Origin of the sequence: Nocardia exalbida NBRC 100660 (assembly GCF_000308575.1) — a bacterium.
Classification (GTDB): Bacteria; Actinomycetota; Actinomycetes; order Mycobacteriales; family Mycobacteriaceae; genus Nocardia; species Nocardia exalbida.
Window position 1 is genome coordinate 99,926 of record NZ_BAFZ01000058.1, and the last position, 18,549, is coordinate 118,474.

Sequence of the window (18,549 nt, forward strand, 5' to 3'; positions counted from 1 at the left end):
TTTTGGGAGGATGGCCTCATGCCGACTCCGTCACAACACACCAAGCCTGCGCCGCCTCTGCGTCGATTGTCAACGCCGCGTGCCGCCGCACTGGCCGGGGTGTTCTTCGCGGTGTTACTCGGTACCACGCTGGTATTGATTCGGATCACAATGCCGGAACACGCCGAGGATTCGACGCAATGGCTACAGGATCGGCACAGCGTGATCACCACGGCGACAGTGCTGATGCCGTTCGCCGGAATCAGCTTTCTGTGGTTTATCGGCGTCGTGCGCGACGGGTTCGGAGAGTATGAAGACCGGTTCTTCCTGTCGGTATTCTTGGGCAGCGGACTGCTCTTCCTGGCGATGATGTTCGTCGCGACCGCTGGTGCCGCGGGCCTGGTGATGAGCAACGACGGCGTCACCGACCCGGGCGCCCGCGCCGAGGTGATCAACTTCGGGAGGATGATGGTGGTTTCGGCGAGCCAAACCTACGCGTTGCGGATGGCGGCGGTGTTCATGATCTCGCTCGCGACGATTTGGGCGAAGACCAGGCTGATGCCCCGTTGGCTCGTCGGTCTCAGCTACCTGCTCGCCGTGGCGCTGCTGGTCGCCAGCGAGATGAACCGGTGGGTGACGCTGGTGTTCCCGGTGTGGGTGCTCGTGGTCAGCGGCTTGCTCCTGGCTCGCGCCGGACTGATCGACCAGCGGCGCGACGAGCGGGGCGAATCTCGGCGGCAGCTTTCATGAACGAGTCACCGTCGCGGCATTCGCCCGAATTGAAAATGCTCTATCAGGCGGTGGCGGACCGACACCTGCAACACGACAACCTGCTCTGGCAGGTACCTGCCGTCAGCCTCACAGCTCAGGCCTTCTTGTTCAGTATCTCGATGGGAGCGGGCAACGACGCCGTCGCGCGGATCGCCTCCTCGCTGCTCGCGCTGAACGTGTCGATCATCTCGATCATGCTGATGGCGAGCCATCGCCTCGCCGCTCGTAAGGATGTGCTCTGGCTGGAGCGTTTCGAACAGAACGAACTCGCGGCCGGAACCTGGGGCGCGCACGGCACGGCATTCGAAACGCAACAAGACGTCGCCGACCTGGACGCCGGATGGGTGGGCAGCCTGATACCGATGCGGCAGATGTTCACGGTCTGGGTCGTCGGACTCGCCTGCTTCGGCCTGGCCGCCGTCTTCATGATCCTACGGACACTCATCGGCCTCGCCCGGTGAGCGGATCTCACCCGGCCGGCGCCACTGGGCCCCGAAACGGAGACTCCCGGCATCTGGTGCATGCCGTTCTCTAGTGGCTTCCGGCCGATCGCAGTAACCTGATTGAATCACGTCCTTTCCTCATCGTCGCGGAAAAGGTCGGCCAGGTCGACGCAGTCGCGACAGGACCTGGCGCCGGACCGTCCTGCACAGGGTGTGGTTCGGCAATTCACCGCACGGTTGACGCTCGCCGTGCGAGACCATAACAACCGGGTCGGGGTCGAGAACAAAACAAGCGCGTCATGGTCGGCGCAGCCGGGCACTGTCTGCCGCGGCAGATTTTGCTCACCCGCCAGCCGTCACGTCGGTTGGACGGCACCACATCGCTGGTCGGCTGGAATGCACGCGTATCGAAACAATCACTCGATATCGAGGGAACAAATATGTCCAGCAAAATGATCAAGTTCGTCACCGCAACCGCTATTGCCTTGCCCCTGGCCACTCTTACAGCTCCGGCGGCTTCGGCCACCCCCCTCGGAACGGCGCCCGCGAGTTCGACATCCACAGCGGTCGTTCCTGCCGGGGGAACAGGATCAGGATGGGGATCAGTGGCAATCTGCTTCCCCCTGGGCAGCGTGGTCTGGTGCATCTGAGACCACCGGACAACGTCTGCACGCAGTCCGGAAGGATTAGCGAATAGACGACCTGGCATCCCCGGATTCCGCCTTCCCGGCGCCGGGGATGCCACCACACCGCCGGACGTATCGGCAATCAGGGCCCGTGTGCGTTGTTTCGTCAACGGGAGATACGCCATGCCACAACTGAACATCTATCTCGAAGGCGGACCGGATGGTCTGGCCGAACACGCTCTGCCGCTTGCGCCGACCGCTGAAATCAAGATCCCCTATCGTGGCGGCTACGAGCACTTCATCCCGACATCACGGTTTCGCAATACAGCGATCGGCCGCGCGCGTGTATTCGAGTGGACCTACCGGACCATATCGCCGAACAGCTCGTAGGATCTCCGCCCACCGAGTCCCGGCACAGTCGGCACTTTCCATCGCCATTCGCGGCTTTCGTGTCATGATGTGAGGCGATCCGCGGCTCGCTTCGATGGTGCCGCGGTGATGTGCGTTCTCGCCCTCGAACTACAAGGCGACCGGTGCCGAAACCGACGGTCAGCTGCTTGTGACCGAGTGATCCGCACCGGTATGGAGCGGTCCGCCGCCTCATCGGCACACGTCGATGACCGAGTCCTTCCGACAGGAGAACAGGCCCGCTCTCCACCATGAGCAGCTCTTCGAGTTGTTCCACACGATCATGACCAGGGAGGGCATCTCGGGCGCGCCGCAGCTGGGTGACGCCGTCCGCCTGTTCCGGTATCTGGACGGCGGGATCAGCAGGATGTCCAGCTAGTTGCTCGTCCGCTCCCCGAGCGCTCGCCTGTGCTTGTGTCCCGCGCCTAGCGGGATCGGTCCGATTCGTGAGGTGTCCAGACCACTCTTACCGGCGAAGCGCCATGCCTTCCTCGGTTCTAGCGTTATCCGAGCTTCGGCGCTGTCGAGCCGCTACGGCGGCGCCGGTGGACGAACGCTGTGGTTGTGGAGGAAGCAAGCGATGAAACGAAGTGTCCCCGTTGGCGCAGGGCTTGCGGCTGTTGCCGATTCGGGCAGCGTGCAGGCAAGGATCAGGTCGGTCTTCCGCTACGGGGTGCACGCACTCGGCGTGCTGGCGGCGGTGTCCGCCCTGACCGCAGGTGTGATCGCGGCGTCACCGGCCGCGCGCGCCGACTCGCCGTCGATCACCGGTTCGTGGGCGGAGGACGACCGGACCGTGCAGTTGCGGGTGCATTCCGCGGCGATGGGGCAGGACATCATGGTGAAGGTGCTGCGTCCGGCCGACCGTTCGGTGCCGCGGCCGACGTTGTATCTGTTGAACGGTGGCGGCGGTGGCCAGGACAGCGCGACCTGGCAGAAGAACACCGACGTGCTGGGCTTCCTCGCGGGCAAAGACGTGAACGTCGTGCAGCCGGTGGGCGGCCGCTGGAGCTATTACGCGGATTGGCGCTCCCCGGACCCGAAACTCGGTGTGTACAAGTGGAAGACGTTCCTCACCGAGGAATTGCCGCCGCTGATCGACGCCGAGTTCGGCACCACCGGCGTGAACGCCATCGCGGGCTTGTCCACGTCCGGAACCTCGGTACTGCAGCTGCCGATCGCCAAACCCGGTCTGTATCGAGCGGTCGCGGCGTACAGCGGTTGTGCGCAGATCAGCGATCCGATCGGCCGCGAGTTCGTGAAACTGGCAGTCGAGAGCTGGGGCGGCGGCGACACCGAGAACATGTACGGCCCGCCGGAAGACCCGATGTGGGCGGCCAACGACCCGTACCTGCACGCCGACCAGCTCCGTGGCATACGCCTGTTCCTGTCGACCGGGACCGGAGTGCCGGGCATGTATGACACTTACAACGGCGCGTATGCCCAGCCAGGACCGCGCGGCTACCTCAATCAGCTGGTGCTGGGCGGCGTGATCGAGGCCGCGGTGAACTGGTGCACCCACAACATGCGCGACCGCCTGAATGCCCTCGGTATCCCCGCCACCTACGATTTCCAGCCCACCGGGACCCATTCCTGGGGCTACTGGCAGGAGGCGTTGAAGAATTCGTGGCCGGTGCTGGCCGACGGGTTGGACCTGCCGCACTGACGGCCCGGGAGGGAGGGCGAGCAGCGACCGCCCGATTCCTCCCTCCGGACTCGTAAAACCCACGGGCTCGGGATTTCCCGCCCACGGCCGAAGGCTGCTCGACTTCGGTCGAGAAGTCATCGTGGGCCGGATGCGCGATTCAGCCGACTCGGGTGGATTCCGGTGCGGAGGGTTCTGGTTCCGCATCCGAGGTCGTCCGCGTTCCGGTGGCCGCCACCAGCGCGATCGCTGCGACGCAGATCCCGGCACATACCCACATGAGCAGGCTCATGCCGCTCATGAAGGCCGATTGCACGTGGTGCAGCAGCGCGTCATCTCCGATGCCGCGGGCGACGGCGACTCCGGAGCCGACTCCGGCACTGATCGGCTCGTGGTTCAGCGGACCGAGTTCCGAGTGGTACCGCACGGATACCACGGTGCCCAGCACGGCCACTCCGATCGTGCCGCTGGCTTGGCGCAATGCCGACAACAGCGCGGAGCCCGCCCCGGCGCGCTCCGGCGTGAGCGCACCCACGGCAAGAGCCATGGAGGTCGGCAGGACCAATCCGATGCCGAGCCCGACCACCGCCATCCATACCGCGATGAACCAGTACGCCGTACCGACACCTGTGGTAGCTCCCGCCGCCATACCGACCGCCAGCAGCGCGAACCCGGCCACCAAGGTCGGCCGGACGCCGATCCTGTCGCGCAATCCTTCGAGGAAGTTGGAGGCGAGGAGCAGACCGCCGATCATCGGCAGCATCCGTAGGCCGCTGCCGAGGGCATCGACGCCGAGGATCGCCTGGAAGTACTGCGGGATGCTGAAGAACAACCCGAACATCGCGAACGCGCTGAACAACTGGAAGGCCGTGCCCCATCGGAACCCGTGGTCGGCGAACAGTCCGAGGTCGACGAGGGGGTGAACCAGCCTGCGTTGCCAGGCGATCAGACCGGCCAGGAGTCCGATACCTCCGAGCACGGTCATCCATGCGGCGCCGTCGCTCCAGCTGTTCTCGCCGAAGCGGATGAAGCCGTAGGTCAGGCCGGCCAGTCCCACACCGGACAGTACGACGCTGATGGGATCGATGGGACGGCGCACCAGGCTGCGGGACTCGGGTATCAGCAGGCCGACCGCCGCAGCACCGATCAGCACCATGGGAATGTTGATCAGGAATACCGACCCCCACCAAAAGTTCTTCAGCAGCAGTCCCCCGACAATCGGGCCCAGCGGCATCCCGAGCGTGACCGCCGTAATCCACACCGTCGTCGCCCGAGTGCGTTCCGCGGGGTCGGGGAACAGTACGGGAATCATCCCCATCGACAGTGCCATCAGCACCGCTGCGGCGACTCCCAGCGTGATACGCGCCGCGATCAGCTCACCGGCAGTCGAGGCGAGCGCGCACCAGACGGACGCACCGCCGAACAGCAGTAGGGCGCCGAACACGAACTTCTTCCGTCCGAACCGGTCACCCAGTGCGCCGGCGGGCAGCATCGCGGCCGCGACCGCCAGCGTGTAGGCGGTGCTGAACCACTGCAGCGCAGCGGTACCGGCGTCCAGATCCTGCGCGAGTGTCGGCAACGCGATGTTGAGCACGGTCATGTCCAGCCCGACGGTCAACATCGCCAGCGCGAGCGCACCGAGGGCCAGCCATCGGCGCAGTGGTGTCACTTCCATCGAAGTCCTCTCATAATTTCCGTAGTAACTACGAGTTTGTAGTGAATACTGATTTAGTGAAGGTGTCAATACGGAGTCGATCGTCTTCCATAGTCGGTTCGCAGTCGAGGTAGACTCGGCGCGACAACGAGGTAGCGACGTCTGCACACAAGGGGTTGGCAAGGTGCCAGGGCTGCGAGAACGGAAGAAGGCGCAGACGCGTAAGCGGCTGGCCGACACCGCGTTCGAGATGTTTCGGGAGCGAGGCTTCGACAATGTGACCGTCGCGGAGATCGCCGATGCCGCCGAAGTGGCGGTGAGCACGCTGTTCGCCTACTTCCCGAGCAAGGAAGCGCTGGTCTTCGATGAAAGCGACGCTTACGAGCAGGCCCTGACCGCAGCGGTCCGCGAACGCGATGCCGGCGTCTCGATCCTGGACGCGCTCGAGCAGCACCTGTTGCCGCCGGAGCATCCGTCCGTCGAGGGCCCCTCCGGCGCGGAGTTCGTCGAGTTGGTCAAGGCCACCCCGGCGCTGCTCGACTACGCCGCTCGGATGCGCCACCGATGGGAGGCCGCCCTGGCCGTCGCCATCGCCGACGAGGCGGGCCTGCCGCCGGACGACCTGCTGGCTACCACCCTGGCTCGCTACGTTCTCGACGCCGAGTTCCTCGCCACGTACGGTGCGCATTCGCCGGCGGATCTGCGGGCCGTCTTCGGCAAACTCCGCCATGGCTGGTCGGATTTCGGTGCCCAGCCGTCGTCGGGGTAGGCATCGTACGAAGGGAAGGGACATGCGTTCGACGGGACCGAGCGTGGGCGCGACCGACGAGCGTGCGGTGGTGGGTATCGTCGGAGCGGGCCCGGGGGGACTGACCGCGGCGCGCGTACTGCAACGTCACGGCATTTCGGCAGCAGTCTTCGACAGTCGCCATGGGCTTTCGGGCAGTGCCTCCGAAACCCTTGTGCTGCACCCTGATTCCGGTCAGCGCGCCATGCGGTATACCGGCCTGCTCGATACGATCGTGGCGCGGTCCGTCCCCGAACGCACCGGTGTGCGCTTGCTCGGCAGAGACGGAACCGTTCACTACGCCGACGACGGCGGCCGCGACGCACGGGCGAATCCAGAAGTCGCACAACGTGTGCTCGAAGCAACCCTGCTCGATTCACTGACCCCCGGGACCGTTCGATGGTCGCACCGGCTGACCAGCATCCGCGACGAGCGAGATGACGGTTTGCTGCTGCGGTTCGACAACGGCCGCTCGGTGCGGGTCACCGCCGTAGTCGGTGCCGACGGGGGCTGGTCTCGGGTTCGCGAGACCGTAGCATCGGTCGATCCCGGCTATCTCGGGGTCGTGTTCGCCGTCGGATGGTGCGAGGACAGCGGTCTCCTCGATGACGAGCTGATCGCGGACGGTGACACCTTCGCCCTGTCCGACAACAAGGCACTGTTCGTCTATCGCCCGGCCCGCGGTGCTACGCGCGTCGTCGCCGGGTTCCGGGCGGGGATGAATTGGCTGATCGACGGCCCGTTCGAACAGGCCGGACCCGAAGCGGCCAGTGCTGCCCTGACCACGATCTTCAACGACTGGGCTCCTCCGTTCCGCAAGCTCCTCGACGGACGGATCGCGTTCGACATCCACCCGGCGTACGCCCTCCCGGCATCGTTCACCTGGCGCGGCCATCCGCGGTTGACGCTGGTCGGTGACGCCGCGCACATGACGGCGCCTTTCTTCAGTCAGGGTGCCAACCTCGCGATGCTCGACGGCGCAGAGGTCGGCGCCCGCATAGCGGAATCATGGCACCGGGGAACGAGTCTCGACGCGGCCCTGCGCGGTTACGAAGAGTCGATGCTCACCCGCAGCCGCGATCTGCGAGTCTGGGCAGCCGACGGCCTCGACCACGCGGTAGCGCCCGACGCCCCGGGTCCCGCCTTGCGCCACCTTCGCGTGCACCGGAATCGAGCATGGCCGAACTCGAGTACCAGGCGGTGCCACTGCATGATCGCCTGACCGGACTGCTGGATCAATGCAGCTCGATCCGGCATCGGGATCGGGCAAGTCTCGGCCATCCGCACAGGAGCAGGCAATTCGGCGGTGTCGAATGGTCCTATTCCGCAGTGGTGGATCTCCGGTCCGGATCAGCGGCAGGCGGTAGGCCCGGCACCCGAGCTGGCGGATACTGGCCCGCATGACCGATGCCCCGGTGGACTCCCACTCCCTGCCGACTGAGTTGCGTCCTTATCTGGATGGTCTCGTGCGTCGCACCCGCGCCGTCTGTGCAGGTCATCTGGTCAGCGTCTTCGCGGTAGGGTCGATCGCGCTGGACGACTACAGGCACGGGCGCAGCGACGTCGACGTGACAATCGTCGCCGACCCATCGATCCCCGCGCGGGTACTGCGGGAACTGGCCGAATCGCTCGCCCACGCCTCGCTGCCCTGCCCTGCGGCCGGGCTGGAACTGGTGGTCTACGGCGCGGACTTCGTCGCCGAACCATCCGGCGCGGCTGGTTACCTCATGGACCTCAACACCGGACCGCTGTTGCCGAACCGCGTCAGCTTCGATCCGGCGGAATCCTCGGACTTCTGGTACGTCATCGATCGTTCCATCGCTCACCAGGCCGGGCGTCTCCTGTACGGCACCCCTGTACGGCAGGTCCTCGCAGCACCGTCGGAGCGCGACCTGTACGCGGCGATGCGGGCTTCGGTCCGGGAACACGCCGGGGGAGCGGGGCATCTGGGCGACAACCGGGTGCTGAACGGCTGCCGGACGGCAGCGTTCTGCCGCACGGGTCGCTGGACGGCCAAACGCGAAGCGGCACGGATGATCGCCACGTCCGAGGAGTATTTCCGCCCCCTCGTCGAAACCGCGCTGCGCAGCTTCCAGGGCCCACGCACGGCAGCGCTTCCGCTGCCCGCGACCGACGTTCGAGCTTTCCTCACCTGGGTGGGGGAGCGCGTCGAGGAAGCTGCGATCCACGCATTGGTCGATGGTCAGCGGGGAGATGCGGACCTGCGGCGAGGGCCGTGAATAATGGCGTTACTTTGATATGCGCATCTGACTATGAGATCTCCCGAACAATGCTCGGCGGGAATGGAGGCCGAGGAACGAAGAGCGCTAGCCCTGTTCGCTGGCCCTGTAGTGCACCCGCACCGGTACATCGTCAGCCCAGGGCTGGCGGGTGACCATGTCGGCGACTTTCACCTCTCCGCGTTCGAATTCGCCGGTGGCCGCGTCGACGAGGCGGTATTGCTGGGTCTGCTTGTGGATCGGCTGGGCGTCCAGGAGGACCACGCGTACTTCGCCGGGTTCGAAGTGGCAGCGCCGGTGCATGGCGGCGATGAGTTGTTCGTTGTGCATGTGGCCGTCGCCGAAATTCCAGCCCACGGCGGTGCTGCAGATGCGTTCGCCGTCGGTGATGGTGTACGCGTCTTCGCGGCCGGGCGGCATGGCGCGGTGGACCAGCGTGAACAGTGCGCGGCCGTGGGTGTTCATGGCTCGGAAGGCGTATCCCAGGTACATCGGAATCTGTGCGCGGTCCTTTCCGTAATACCGCTCCAGCTGCGCCTGCGGCATGCTCGCGATGGCGACGATGCTCGTGCCGATCTTCTGCGCGGCCGAGGGTTTGATGCACCACATCGTGGTGTCCCAGTTCCCCGCGTAGTAGCGCATGCCCGGCAGGAAGGAGATCTTGCGCGGGAACAGGTTCCCGGCGATCACGATGCTCGCGGCCACGCCGAACAGCACTGCGACCGGTAGCGGATTTCGCAGGCTGCTCAGGCCGAGGTCGGCGTGCGCGACGAACAACGCGGCGATGCCGAAGATCATGAAGACGTTCCATTCCAACGGCACGCCCATCGGAATGGCGGTCAGGATCGCCAGATGGAAGCACACCATGACGAACGCGGCGACGGCGGTCGGCCACCCGCCGTGCGAGAAGAACAGCACCGGCGGAACGCACATCTCGATGACGGTGCCGCCGTGGGCGAAGACGCGGGACAACCGTCCTGGCCGTAGATCGTCGGGGAAGCGTTCGAAGACCGCGCTTGAGTGGTTTCGGCCGGAACACCGGACTGTTGGACATCATCGTGGAGACCACGAAAGGGAAGTGCTTGTTCAGCTTCGACGTGGCCGCGCCCATCCAGATCACGACGAAAACCGCTTTCGCGGCGACGATCGAATCGGCTCCGGGGAAAAGGAAGGCGACGGTGAGCGTGGCGTAGACCTCGCCCCGGGCGGCCAGGAAGATCACCTTGTCGCGCAGGCCGATGACGGCCAGCAGGCCGAGAATCGCCGCGACCTGCCAGTGCGGCAACAATCCCACGGTGGTGTCCAGTTCCGGGATCGGGCCGGTGCCGTCGGACAGCAAGGCGACCGTTGTCGTCGCCAGCAGCGCCGCGTACAAAGCGATGTCCACCGGGGTGCGGTTGTCGCCCTTGGTGAGCGGTACCCGATCCGGCCACGGTGGCAGCCGAATAGTGTTGGGGCGCAGCCAATACAGGATCGAGCCCAGCGGCGGGAAGTATCGGTTGTTGAGTGGGCCGAAGCCGCAGCCCAGCCCCACCACCTCGAACAGCAGCGTGTACAGCACGATCTTCTGGAAGACGATCGGTTCCGCCCACCAGGCGCCGACGTTCGTGAATCCGTCGATGCCCGCGGTGGTCAGTGCGACCAGCAGGCCGCCGAGCAGATACAGGCAAATCTTGCCGACGTAGAACAGGTGCAGCACCACGGGTGTCCCGAAGCCCACTTCGGCCCAGTGCCGGGCCATGGGACGGATGCGCTCACCGCGCGTGCCCTTGCTCCATTCCGCCAGGTCGACCACGGGCAGGTCGGGCTCGAGAAACCCCATCAAGCACGCTCCGATCGCGAACACCCGAGGCACGGCCGGGCCCCGAGGTTCCCGATACGGTGACAGGTGCGGCATTTGCTGTCAACGACTCCCGCGTCGCCCCTCGTGTCCGGTTCGGGCAAGATCGAGGCCATGGAGCCGACTCCGAAAGCGCCGCTGCCCAGGAGCATCGAGGAATTCCGCGTGCTCGCGACCTCCCGGCTGGCGGGATTCCCGCGCATCGAGGTCGCCGCCGCGCCCGGTGTGCGCCGCGCGGCGGTGGTGTTGTGCGTGGTCGAAGAGCCCGGTGGATCACCGGCGGTGATCGTCATCAAGCGGGCCTACCGTGGCCGTAACGCCGGACAGTGGGGATTGCCCGGTGGCCGCTTGGACGAAGGCGAGACCGCGGAACAAGCCGCCCTGCGTGAACTGCACGAGGAATTGGGGCTGCACGCGCGTCCCGAAGATCTGCTCGGCGCGCTGGATGACTTTCCCGCCGCGTCCGGCTTCACGATCACGCCTCTGGTTCTGGTGCTGACCGACGCCACGCGATTGCGGCCGAACCCCGACGAGGTCCACTCGGTGCACCTGGTCGAGCTCGCCAGGCTCGCCGCCGAGGACACCCCGCGCTGGGTCCGGGCCGAGGATGCGGTACGGCAGGCGGAACTGCGCGACGATGCCGCGCCCGCCGGCGAAGCCGGCCTGCTGCAGATGCGGCTCGGCCCGAAGATGACCATCCACGCACCGACCGGCGCACTGCTGTGGCAGTTCCGCGAAGTCGTCCTGCTCGGTACAGCGCCTTCCGCGGCCCGAGTCGCTCACTTCACCCAGCCCGATTGGACGCATCGGTAGGCCTCCTGCCAGGTCCGGCGCGGGAGGTCCACGGCGCGGGAACTTATCCGGCCTGCTACCTTGAACGTCGTTCAAGTTCTATGCGGAGGGTTGTCGTGGAGGGTGTCGAGGGCTCTCGGGAGCCGAGGGTCGGTATTTCCGCGCGGGACATGGCGCAGATCGCCGTCTTCGCGGCGCTGATCGCGGCGCTGGGCTTGCCCGGCGCCATCACGGTCGGGTTCAGTGGTGTGCCGATCACGGTGCAGACCCTCGGTGTGATTCTGGCGGGTGCGGTGCTCGGGGCACGCAAAGGGACGGCCGCGGTCGTGGTCTTCCTGACGCTCACGATGATCGGCCTGCCGTTGTTGTCCGGCGGCCGTACCGGTCTGACGGCGCTGGCCGGTCCCAGTGCCGGGTACCTGATCGGCTGGATCCCCGCGGCGCTGTTCATCGGACTGTGCACCGCCCGCATCCTGCCGAAATACCCGATCGCGCTCGGTCTGCTGATCAACGCCATCGGCGGCCTGCTGATCATCTACCTGTTCGGCACGGTGGGCCTGCTGCTGCGCACCGACCTGGGCGTCGGAGCGGCCATCACCACCAACTGGGCGTTCATTCCCGGTGACCTGCTCAAAGTGGTCGTCGCGAGCGTCGTGGCCAAAGGAGTGCACCGCGCGTACCCCGGTGTGATCCGTGCCTAGTCGCGAACTCGGTGGCGCGGGCGACGCGCCTGCCCTCGACTTCGACGGCCACACCTACACCTACCGCGAACTCGACCGGGCCATCGAGCGATGGATCGCCCGGGATCCGGACGCGGCCGTCTACGACGCGTCGGCCCTTCCCGTCGCGGACGCGCTGATCTGCGTCTGCGCCGCGGCACGGCGCGGTATCCCGGTCTTCGTGGAGAATCCCGAAGCCCGCCCGCACCGGACGGGCATACCGCCCGCGGCGTTCTTGCTGGTGGCGACCTCGGGCTCGACCGGTCGTCCCAGGCCGCTCGCGCGAACGGCCGCGTCCTGGTACGACAGCTTTCCGGCGTTCACGGCGATCACCGGCGTCGAACCGGCCGACCGCGTCCTGATCACCGGGCCGTTGCACGCGACCATGCACCTGTTCGGCGCACTGCACGCGTTGTGGCGCGGCGCGTGCGTCACAGACGATCCGGCACGAGCCACGGTGGTGCACGCGGTTCCCGCGGTACTGCGTGCGGTGGTGCGCACCTGCCCGCGCCTGCGTACGGCGATCGTGGCGGGCATCGCGCTGGACGACGGCGCCTTGTCGGCGGCCGGCGAGGTGGAGGTGGAGGTGGAGGTGGTCGAGTACTACGGGTCCTCGGAGGTCTCGCTGGTGGCGGCACGCCGCGTTCCCGAGCCGATGCGGCTGCTCGACGGAGTCGAGGCCGAAGTGCGCGACGGACTGCTCTACGTTCGATCGCCCTACCGTGTGCTCGGCGCGCCCGACTGGTTCGGTGTCGGCGATCTTGCCGAACTGGGCCCCGATCGCGAGCTGACCGTCCTGGGCAGGGGCGACTGCGCGATCAATGTCGGTGGCACCACCGTGGTCGCCGAGGAGGTGGAGCGCGTCCTCGAATCGCTCGACGGCGTCGTCGCGGTGGCCGTGATCGGCTCGCCGCATGCCGTTTTCGGTGAAACCGTCACGGCCGCTGTGCAGTTGGACGACGGCGCGGGACTCGACGAGATCCGCTCGCGAGCGCGTCGCGTGCTGGCCAAGGAGGCGATGCCGCGCCGGTGGGTGCCACTGCCCGCGCTGCCGCGAACCGCCGCGGGAAAGGTCGCCAGGGGCAGGCTGAAAGACTTGCTGACATGAGCCCGGTTCCCGTTCTGGTAGCGCCGCGCCGCACGCCGATCGGCAACGCGGGACACGGATTGGCCGACCTGACCGTCACCGACCTCGCCGCTCCGGTGCTGCGCGACGTGCTGGCCGCGCTGCGCGGCGCGGGCGTGGACGCCGACGTGGACGACGTGGTACTCGGCAACTGCCTGGGACCCGGCGGCGATCCCGCCCGGGTCGCCGCACTGCGGGCGGGGCTGGGGGTGCACGTCCCTGGCGTCACCGTGGATCGGCAGTGCGGGTCGGGCTTGGACGCGGTGATGCAGGCGGCGTTGCGGGTGCGCAGCGGCGCGGACGAACTGATCCTCGCCGGAGGCGTCGAATCGGCGAGTACCGCTCCGTGGCGCTTCTGGCCGCCGGTGGCCGGCGCCGAGCCCGTGCGGTACACCCGGGCTCCCTTCGCGCCACCGGGTTTTCCGGATCCGGACATGGGCGCGGCCGCCGACGATCTCGCGCGAGCGCGCGGCATCAGCCGGGAACGGCAGGACGCTTACGCGGCCCGCTCGCACACGCTCGCCGCGGCCACCGACTTCTCCGCGGAGATCGTGCCGATCGGTGACGTACACCGCGACGAACGTATCCGCGCGGGCATGACCACTGCCCGGCTCGCGCGCCTGCGCCCGAGCTTCGGCGTCGACGGCACGGCCACCGCGGGCAATTCCTGCGGCATCTCCGACGGCGCCGCGGTCATGGCGGTCACCAGCGAGTCGATGGCCGCCGGGCTGCCTGCGTTGCGGATCCTCGGCTGCGCGGTCGCCGGATCCGATCCCGCGTTTCCCGGTCTCGGGCCCGTGCCCGCGATCCGGAAACTGCTGCGCCGGACCGGCGTCGGTGTGGCGGACCTCGGCGTCATCGAGATCACCGAGGCGTTCGCCTCGGTGGTGCTCGCGGTGGCGGACGAATTGGGCATCGACGAGTCCACGATCTGCCCGCAGGGCGGCGCCATTGCGATGGGACACCCGTGGGGCGCGTCCGGGGCCATCTTGCTGGTGCGCCTGGCGAGTCGGATGCTGCGGGCGGACGGCCCGGCGCTCGGTCTCGCGGCCTGCGCCATCGGCGGCGGGCAGGGAATCGCCGTGCTCGTGGAGCGAGTGTCATGAGTGAGATCGTCTTCGACTCGGTGCACCACCGTTTCGGTGAGCGGAAGGTGTTGCGCGAGATCGATCTGCGGATCACCGAGCGCCGCGTCGGCATCATCGGGTCCAACGGTTCCGGCAAATCGACCTTGGCGCGCATGATCAACGGCCTGCTGAGGCCGAGTTCCGGCACGGTCACGGTGGACGGCGTGGACGCCTCCCGCAAGGGCGCACAGGTGCGGCGGAAGGTGGGGTTCGTCTTCACCGACCCCGACACCCAGATCGTGATGCCCACGGTCGCCGAGGATCTCGCCTTCTCCCTGCGGCGAACGGGGTTGAGCAAGCGAGAGATCGCGGCGCGCGTCCAGGAGATCCTGGAGCGGTTCGGGCTCGCCGGCCACGCCGAGCACCCCGCACATCTGTTGTCCGGCGGCCAGAAACAGCTGCTCGCCCTCGGCGCCGTCCTCATCCGGCGGCCGGAGGTGATCGTGGCGGACGAGCCGACCACGCTGCTGGACCTGCGCAACGCCAGGGTCGTCGCCGACGCGCTGGACAACGTGGATCAGCAGGTGATCGTCGTGACCCATCAGCTGTCGTTGCTGGAGAGCTTCGAACGCGTCGTCGTGATCGATGACGGCGCGGTGGCGTTCGACGGAACACCCGGCGACGCCGTCGCGGCATACCGGGCAGCGGTCGAATGATCGGCCTGTACCGTCCGGGCGATTCGCCGCTGCACCGCATACCGGCCGGGGTGAAGCTGGTGCTGCTGCTCGGATCGATCGTGGCCACCACGGTGTTCGCGCGGACTCCGCTCCAGGTGCTGGCCGCCGCCGGGGTGGTGGCCGCCCTGTTCGCGGTGGCCCGGATCCCTTGGCGCGTCGCGCTGGCACAACTGCGTCCGTTGGTGTGGATGCTGTTGCTCATCGCCGTTTTCCAGGTGCTGATCACCTCGCCCGCGCGAGCCGCGGTGGTGTGCGGGGTGCTGGTGGTCTCGGTGGCGCTCGCGGCGCTGTTCACCCTCACCACGCGGGTGACCGACATGCTCGACGCCGTGACCCGGTGGCTCGGGCCGCTGCGCAGGGCCGGTGTCGATCCGGAGCGGATCGGCCTGCTGCTGGCCCTGGCCATCCGGTGTGTCCCGTTGCTGGCGGGGATCGTGCACGACGTCGCCGAGGCGCGGCGCGCTCGTGGCCTGCAATGGTCGATGACGGCGCTGGTGACGCCGGTGCTGGTGCGGGCGCTGCGGACGGCCGACGCGATGGGCGACGCCCTCGCGGCACGAGGGGTGGACGATGACTGAACTGCTCGCCGCGCGGATCGCCCGGCAGGCCGCCGCGAACCCGGCCGCGCCCGCGGTGATCTCGGGACGCGAGCGGGTGGATTACGAGCGGTTCTGGTCGAGGGTCGTTCGGGTCGCGGCCGGGCTCGCCGGCATGCGCCGGGTGGCCGTGCTCCCCACGTCCGATGTCGAATCGCTGGTGGCGGTGACGGCGGCGATGCACGCCGGGGTGAGCGTCGTGCTGCTGCATCGTCATCTGCTGCCCGCCCAGCTGAGCCGGGTACTCGCGCTCGCCGAGCCGGAAGCCGTCGTGGCCGCGCCGCAGCAGCACCGGCGACTACGGCGGCTGGGATACGACGGAATCGTGCGGACCGCCGCCACACTGGAATCCGATGGCGCGGTGGGCCGGGTGGAGCCGGGCGCCGAACTGTTGGTCGGCATCACCTCCGGCACCAGCGGCGAACCGAAACTCTTCGTGCGCGACCAACGGTCGTGGGCCACCACATTGGATCGCTCCGACCGAACATTCGACATCGGCGCCGGTGACCGGGTCTCGGTGCCCGGCGTGCTGGACCACACCCATTTCCTCTACGGCGCGTTGCACGCCTCGAGCCGGGGCGCGACGGTAGATCTGCGGCCGGTGGGTGATGCTCTGAAAGACGGTGCGACGCATCTATATGCGGTGCCGACGATCGCGTGGGACGTGGTGCGGGCGGGCATCGGCCGGTTCGGCGGTGTCCGGGAAGTGCTGTCCTCTGCGGCCCGGTGGCCGCGCACGGGCCGGGAAGCCTTGCAGGAGGTCTTGCCGAACGCCTCGCTCGTGCACTTCTACGGTGCGTCCGAATTGAGCTTCGTCTCCTTCGATCGCGGGCTCGGCAGCACGGACGAGAAGTCGGCGGGTGACCTGTTTTACGGTGTCCAGGCGCGCGTTCGCGACGGCTTGGTGTACGTGCGCAGCGACATGCTCTTCGACGGCTATCTCACCGAGGACGGTGTGGTCGGCGGTCCGGTGGACGGGTGGATGACGGTCGGCGACCGGGGCGAGGTGATCGGCAACCAGCTGCGGCTGTTCGGCCGGGACAGCGACATGTTGATCCGGGCCGGTCTCAATGTGGAACCCGCGGCCGTCGAAGCGGCGCTCATCGCGATACCGGGCGTCGCCGAAGCCGCCTGCGTCGGCGTGCCCGACGCACGCATGGGCGAGGCGCCCGCGGCGGCGATCGTGGTGGACGCGGCCGCACCGGGCGCCGAGGAGATCTGGCGGCGGCTGCGCGCCACCTTACCGAGTCCGAGTATGCCGGTGCAGGTACTGGTCGTGGACAGCCTGCCGCGCACCCCGCGGGGCAAGCTGGATCGAGCCGCGCTGGCCTCGACGCTGGCCGCGCACCGTCGTGGCGGTCGCGCTGCCGAGGCCGATCACTGACCGTCGGCGCTTCGCTCCGATGGACGCGGGCTCGCCTATCGGCGGTGCGACAAGCAATAGCGCCGCCCGCTGCACCGGCCGCGCACTGGGTGCGCGGCCGGTGCGGGACCGTTCAGAGCTTCGCCGACAAACCGGCGGACCGGGTCGGCTCGACCGATGACGCGCCGAACCACGTGGTGTAGAACATGATCGCCAGCGCACCGAGCGAAGCAACGAGCGCGATTCCGGACGGAATCGGGTACGCCGCCATCTGCGCCGCGAGGAACCGAATGCACAGCAGCGCACCGGTGCAGACCGCGACGCCCATGGCGACGATCCGGACGCGCGGGCGATCCCAACCCCGGTCGGGGTCGCGCAGCGCGGATTCGACGGTCAGGCACAGTGCCGCGCCCACGATCAGGTCGACGCCGTAGTGAGCGCCGAGGCCGAGTGTCGCGATGAGCGTGCACACCAGCCAGAACGCGCCGCCCCAGCGCAACCACAGCGGCCCGCGCCGGGAGTGGATGAACAGCGACAGTGCCCAGGCGGTGTGCAGCGAGGGCATGCAATTGCGCGGCGTGATGCCGTCGAAGCGCAGCGCCTCGAGTGCGGACGGCACCGCGGGAACGACATTCGGCCAGACGTCGGCGATCTCGAAACCCAGCCCCTGCGGCCCGTACGCGAGCACCGGCCCCACCACCGGGAACACCACATACCAGATCGGCCCGACGACTCCGAGTGTCAGGAACGTTCGCACCAGGTAGTGCCGTGGCCACGCACCGGTCGTCACGCCGCGCAACTGCCACGCCGCGACCAGCACGGCCGCCAGCGGCAGCTCGAAGTACACCCAGCGCACCACGCCCGTGGCCAGCGGTCCCGCCGCGTCGAGCGCGTGCCCGACCAGCCACGACGGGCTGCCGAGGGCGCGGTCGGCGACTTGCACGTACGGGTCGAGAACCATCGGGCAGGCCCACGCGGTGATGTCCAACCAGATCTCGCTGACCTTCGTCGCGCAGATCAGCAGGGCGCCGAAGGCGATGGTGCGCAACGCCGTGCGGCGTCGCTGCTCGTCCCACCGCACGAACGCGATCACCGCCAGTGCGGTCAGCACGAGGGTCGGACCGTTGCCGACGGTGAACGGCCGACCCTCGGCCGCCCTGATCAGAACGAACACCAGGTCGATGGCGATCGCCGCGGCGACGGCGCCGACCCGTGCGCGAGCCGTGATCCCGACCAACGCCAGCAGAAACCCCGCCCACGGTGTGGTCGCCGACTTCGGCGTTCCTACATAGTCCCGCAGCAGGCTGGTCAGCGGCCCCAGCGCCCCGATGTGCGCGGCCATCAGCTCACCACCGACCAGCGCGAGCACGATGGCCGCGATACCGCACCACACGACCACCGGCCGGAACCGACGCTCTCGGAACTCTTCGATACCCACTCGCTCGCCCGGTGGGGTCAAGCTCCCTCGCACGTCGTTCACAAGCACCGAGACATCGTAAACACGACATTAACGTCGCATGTACGGGGAGATGCCTACACGCGGATGGGCGCAGTGCCGGAGGGTGCGCGATGCGCGGCCGGATCGGCCGGAACGGCGGGCGCTGATATCGCGGAGGGGGCTGTGCACGGACACCCGCGATGACTGCGCCGCCGCCCCGTGAAAGTGTGCTGGAGGCTTTTCCGTTCGACCTCGGCTATCGAGAGGCCCGCGTTGTCGATGTGCGCTGCCGCCGGAAGGTTCGACACCGCCCCCGCC

Annotated in this window: 17 protein-coding genes and 1 pseudogene; 15 read left to right on the top strand and 3 right to left on the bottom strand. The window is 67.8% G+C overall.

Annotated features, from left to right (window positions below):
- Positions 1 to 18: 18 nt before the first annotated feature.
- From ON29_RS13670 to ON29_RS13685, 5 genes are all read left to right on the top strand, one after another.
- A complete protein-coding gene (locus ON29_RS13670; protein ID WP_051175172.1) occupies positions 19 to 729 on the top strand; it encodes a hypothetical protein in 711 nt (236 codons plus the stop codon).
- Positions 726 to 1,211: a hypothetical protein gene (locus ON29_RS13675; RefSeq protein WP_040866610.1), complete on the top strand. Its 486-nt coding sequence runs from the start codon at positions 726 to 728 to the stop codon at positions 1,209 to 1,211. The genes ON29_RS13670 and ON29_RS13675 overlap by 4 nt, the downstream gene beginning before the upstream one ends.
- A gap of 791 nt (positions 1,212 to 2,002) precedes the next feature.
- Complete coding sequence (locus ON29_RS13680) at positions 2,003 to 2,209, top strand: DUF5988 family protein (RefSeq protein WP_040866611.1); 207 nt, start codon at positions 2,003 to 2,005, stop codon at positions 2,207 to 2,209.
- 226 nt (positions 2,210 to 2,435) lie between these two features.
- Entirely contained in the window at positions 2,436 to 2,606 is a 171-nt protein-coding gene (locus tag ON29_RS35790; RefSeq protein ID WP_157172767.1) for a hypothetical protein, read from the top strand.
- Positions 2,607 to 2,900: 294 nt separating this feature from the next.
- Positions 2,901 to 3,893 (top strand): alpha/beta hydrolase, encoded by a 993-nt coding sequence (locus tag ON29_RS13685; protein WP_373283876.1) that lies wholly within the window; start codon positions 2,901 to 2,903, stop codon positions 3,891 to 3,893.
- Between the two features lie 139 nt (positions 3,894 to 4,032).
- On the opposite strand, the gene ON29_RS13690 is transcribed toward ON29_RS13685, so the two are convergent.
- Positions 4,033 to 5,547 carry an MFS transporter gene (locus ON29_RS13690; RefSeq protein ID WP_040866612.1) on the bottom strand — a complete coding sequence of 505 codons (1,515 nt, stop codon included), beginning with the start codon at positions 5,545 to 5,547 and terminating at the stop codon, positions 4,033 to 4,035.
- 163 nt (positions 5,548 to 5,710) lie between these two features.
- On the opposite strand from ON29_RS13690, the gene ON29_RS13695 reads away from it, so the two are divergent.
- The 3 genes from ON29_RS13695 to ON29_RS13705 all read left to right on the top strand — a co-directional run bounded on the left by ON29_RS13695 (position 5,711) and on the right by ON29_RS13705 (position 8,553).
- Positions 5,711 to 6,295 (top strand): TetR family transcriptional regulator, encoded by a 585-nt coding sequence (locus ON29_RS13695; protein ID WP_040866613.1) that lies wholly within the window; start codon positions 5,711 to 5,713, stop codon positions 6,293 to 6,295.
- Between the two features lie 22 nt (positions 6,296 to 6,317).
- Entirely contained in the window at positions 6,318 to 7,535 is a 1,218-nt protein-coding gene (locus ON29_RS13700) for an FAD-dependent oxidoreductase (RefSeq protein ID WP_157172768.1), read from the top strand.
- A gap of 178 nt (positions 7,536 to 7,713) precedes the next feature.
- Entirely contained in the window at positions 7,714 to 8,553 is an 840-nt protein-coding gene (locus ON29_RS13705) for an aminoglycoside adenylyltransferase domain-containing protein (RefSeq protein WP_051175174.1), read from the top strand.
- An 87-nt stretch (positions 8,554 to 8,640) separates the two neighbouring features.
- Here ON29_RS13705 and ON29_RS13710 read toward each other — a convergent pair.
- Positions 8,641 to 10,375, bottom strand: a pseudogene (locus tag ON29_RS13710) (DUF3556 domain-containing protein).
- A gap of 75 nt (positions 10,376 to 10,450) precedes the next feature.
- Here ON29_RS13710 and ON29_RS13715 point away from each other — a divergent pair.
- The 7 genes from ON29_RS13715 to ON29_RS13745 all read left to right on the top strand — a co-directional run bounded on the left by ON29_RS13715 (position 10,451) and on the right by ON29_RS13745 (position 16,814).
- On the top strand, positions 10,451 to 11,206 hold the full coding sequence (locus ON29_RS13715; RefSeq protein WP_281032532.1) for an NUDIX hydrolase: 756 nt from the start codon (positions 10,451 to 10,453) through the stop codon (positions 11,204 to 11,206).
- A 95-nt stretch (positions 11,207 to 11,301) separates the two neighbouring features.
- On the top strand, positions 11,302 to 11,886 hold the full coding sequence (locus tag ON29_RS13720) for a biotin transporter BioY (RefSeq protein WP_174371818.1): 585 nt from the start codon (positions 11,302 to 11,304) through the stop codon (positions 11,884 to 11,886).
- Positions 11,879 to 13,012 carry a class I adenylate-forming enzyme family protein gene (locus ON29_RS13725; RefSeq protein ID WP_040866616.1) on the top strand — a complete coding sequence of 378 codons (1,134 nt, stop codon included), beginning with the start codon at positions 11,879 to 11,881 and terminating at the stop codon, positions 13,010 to 13,012. Before ON29_RS13720 ends, ON29_RS13725 begins: the two co-directional genes overlap by 8 nt.
- Complete coding sequence (locus ON29_RS13730; protein ID WP_040866617.1) at positions 13,009 to 14,136, top strand: thiolase family protein; 1,128 nt, start codon at positions 13,009 to 13,011, stop codon at positions 14,134 to 14,136. The genes ON29_RS13725 and ON29_RS13730 overlap by 4 nt, the downstream gene beginning before the upstream one ends.
- Positions 14,133 to 14,813 carry an energy-coupling factor ABC transporter ATP-binding protein gene (locus ON29_RS13735; protein ID WP_040866618.1) on the top strand — a complete coding sequence of 227 codons (681 nt, stop codon included), beginning with the start codon at positions 14,133 to 14,135 and terminating at the stop codon, positions 14,811 to 14,813. The genes ON29_RS13730 and ON29_RS13735 overlap by 4 nt, the downstream gene beginning before the upstream one ends.
- The gene (locus tag ON29_RS13740; RefSeq protein WP_040866619.1) at positions 14,810 to 15,412 is read left to right on the top strand and encodes an energy-coupling factor transporter transmembrane component T family protein; all 603 of its coding nucleotides are present in this window, start codon (positions 14,810 to 14,812) and stop codon (positions 15,410 to 15,412) included. The genes ON29_RS13735 and ON29_RS13740 overlap by 4 nt, the downstream gene beginning before the upstream one ends.
- Positions 15,405 to 16,814: an AMP-binding protein gene (locus tag ON29_RS13745; protein ID WP_040866620.1), complete on the top strand. Its 1,410-nt coding sequence runs from the start codon at positions 15,405 to 15,407 to the stop codon at positions 16,812 to 16,814. The genes ON29_RS13740 and ON29_RS13745 overlap by 8 nt, the downstream gene beginning before the upstream one ends.
- 112 nt (positions 16,815 to 16,926) lie before the next feature.
- On the opposite strand, the gene ON29_RS13750 is transcribed toward ON29_RS13745, so the two are convergent.
- Positions 16,927 to 18,279, bottom strand: a complete 1,353-nt coding sequence (locus ON29_RS13750; protein ID WP_245548944.1) for a phosphatase PAP2 family protein — start codon at positions 18,277 to 18,279, stop codon at positions 16,927 to 16,929.
- Positions 18,280 to 18,549: the final 270 nt, after the last annotated feature.

Coding starts and splice junctions, on each gene's coding strand:
- ON29_RS13675 (WP_040866610.1), top strand. CDS start 726: ATGAACGAGTCACCGTCGCGGCATTCGCCCGAATTGAAAATGCTCTAT.
- ON29_RS13700 (WP_157172768.1), top strand. CDS start 6,318: ATGCGTTCGACGGGACCGAGCGTGGGCGCGACCGACGAGCGTGCGGTG.
- ON29_RS13690 (WP_040866612.1), bottom strand. CDS start 5,547: ATGGAAGTGACACCACTGCGCCGATGGCTGGCCCTCGGTGCGCTCGCG.
- ON29_RS13705 (WP_051175174.1), top strand. CDS start 7,714: ATGACCGATGCCCCGGTGGACTCCCACTCCCTGCCGACTGAGTTGCGT.
- ON29_RS13735 (WP_040866618.1), top strand. CDS start 14,133: ATGAGTGAGATCGTCTTCGACTCGGTGCACCACCGTTTCGGTGAGCGG.
- ON29_RS13680 (WP_040866611.1), top strand. CDS start 2,003: ATGCCACAACTGAACATCTATCTCGAAGGCGGACCGGATGGTCTGGCC.
- ON29_RS13670 (WP_051175172.1), top strand. CDS start 19: ATGCCGACTCCGTCACAACACACCAAGCCTGCGCCGCCTCTGCGTCGA.
- ON29_RS35790 (WP_157172767.1), top strand. CDS start 2,436: ATGACCGAGTCCTTCCGACAGGAGAACAGGCCCGCTCTCCACCATGAG.
- ON29_RS13730 (WP_040866617.1), top strand. CDS start 13,009: ATGAGCCCGGTTCCCGTTCTGGTAGCGCCGCGCCGCACGCCGATCGGC.
- ON29_RS13745 (WP_040866620.1), top strand. CDS start 15,405: ATGACTGAACTGCTCGCCGCGCGGATCGCCCGGCAGGCCGCCGCGAAC.
- ON29_RS13740 (WP_040866619.1), top strand. CDS start 14,810: ATGATCGGCCTGTACCGTCCGGGCGATTCGCCGCTGCACCGCATACCG.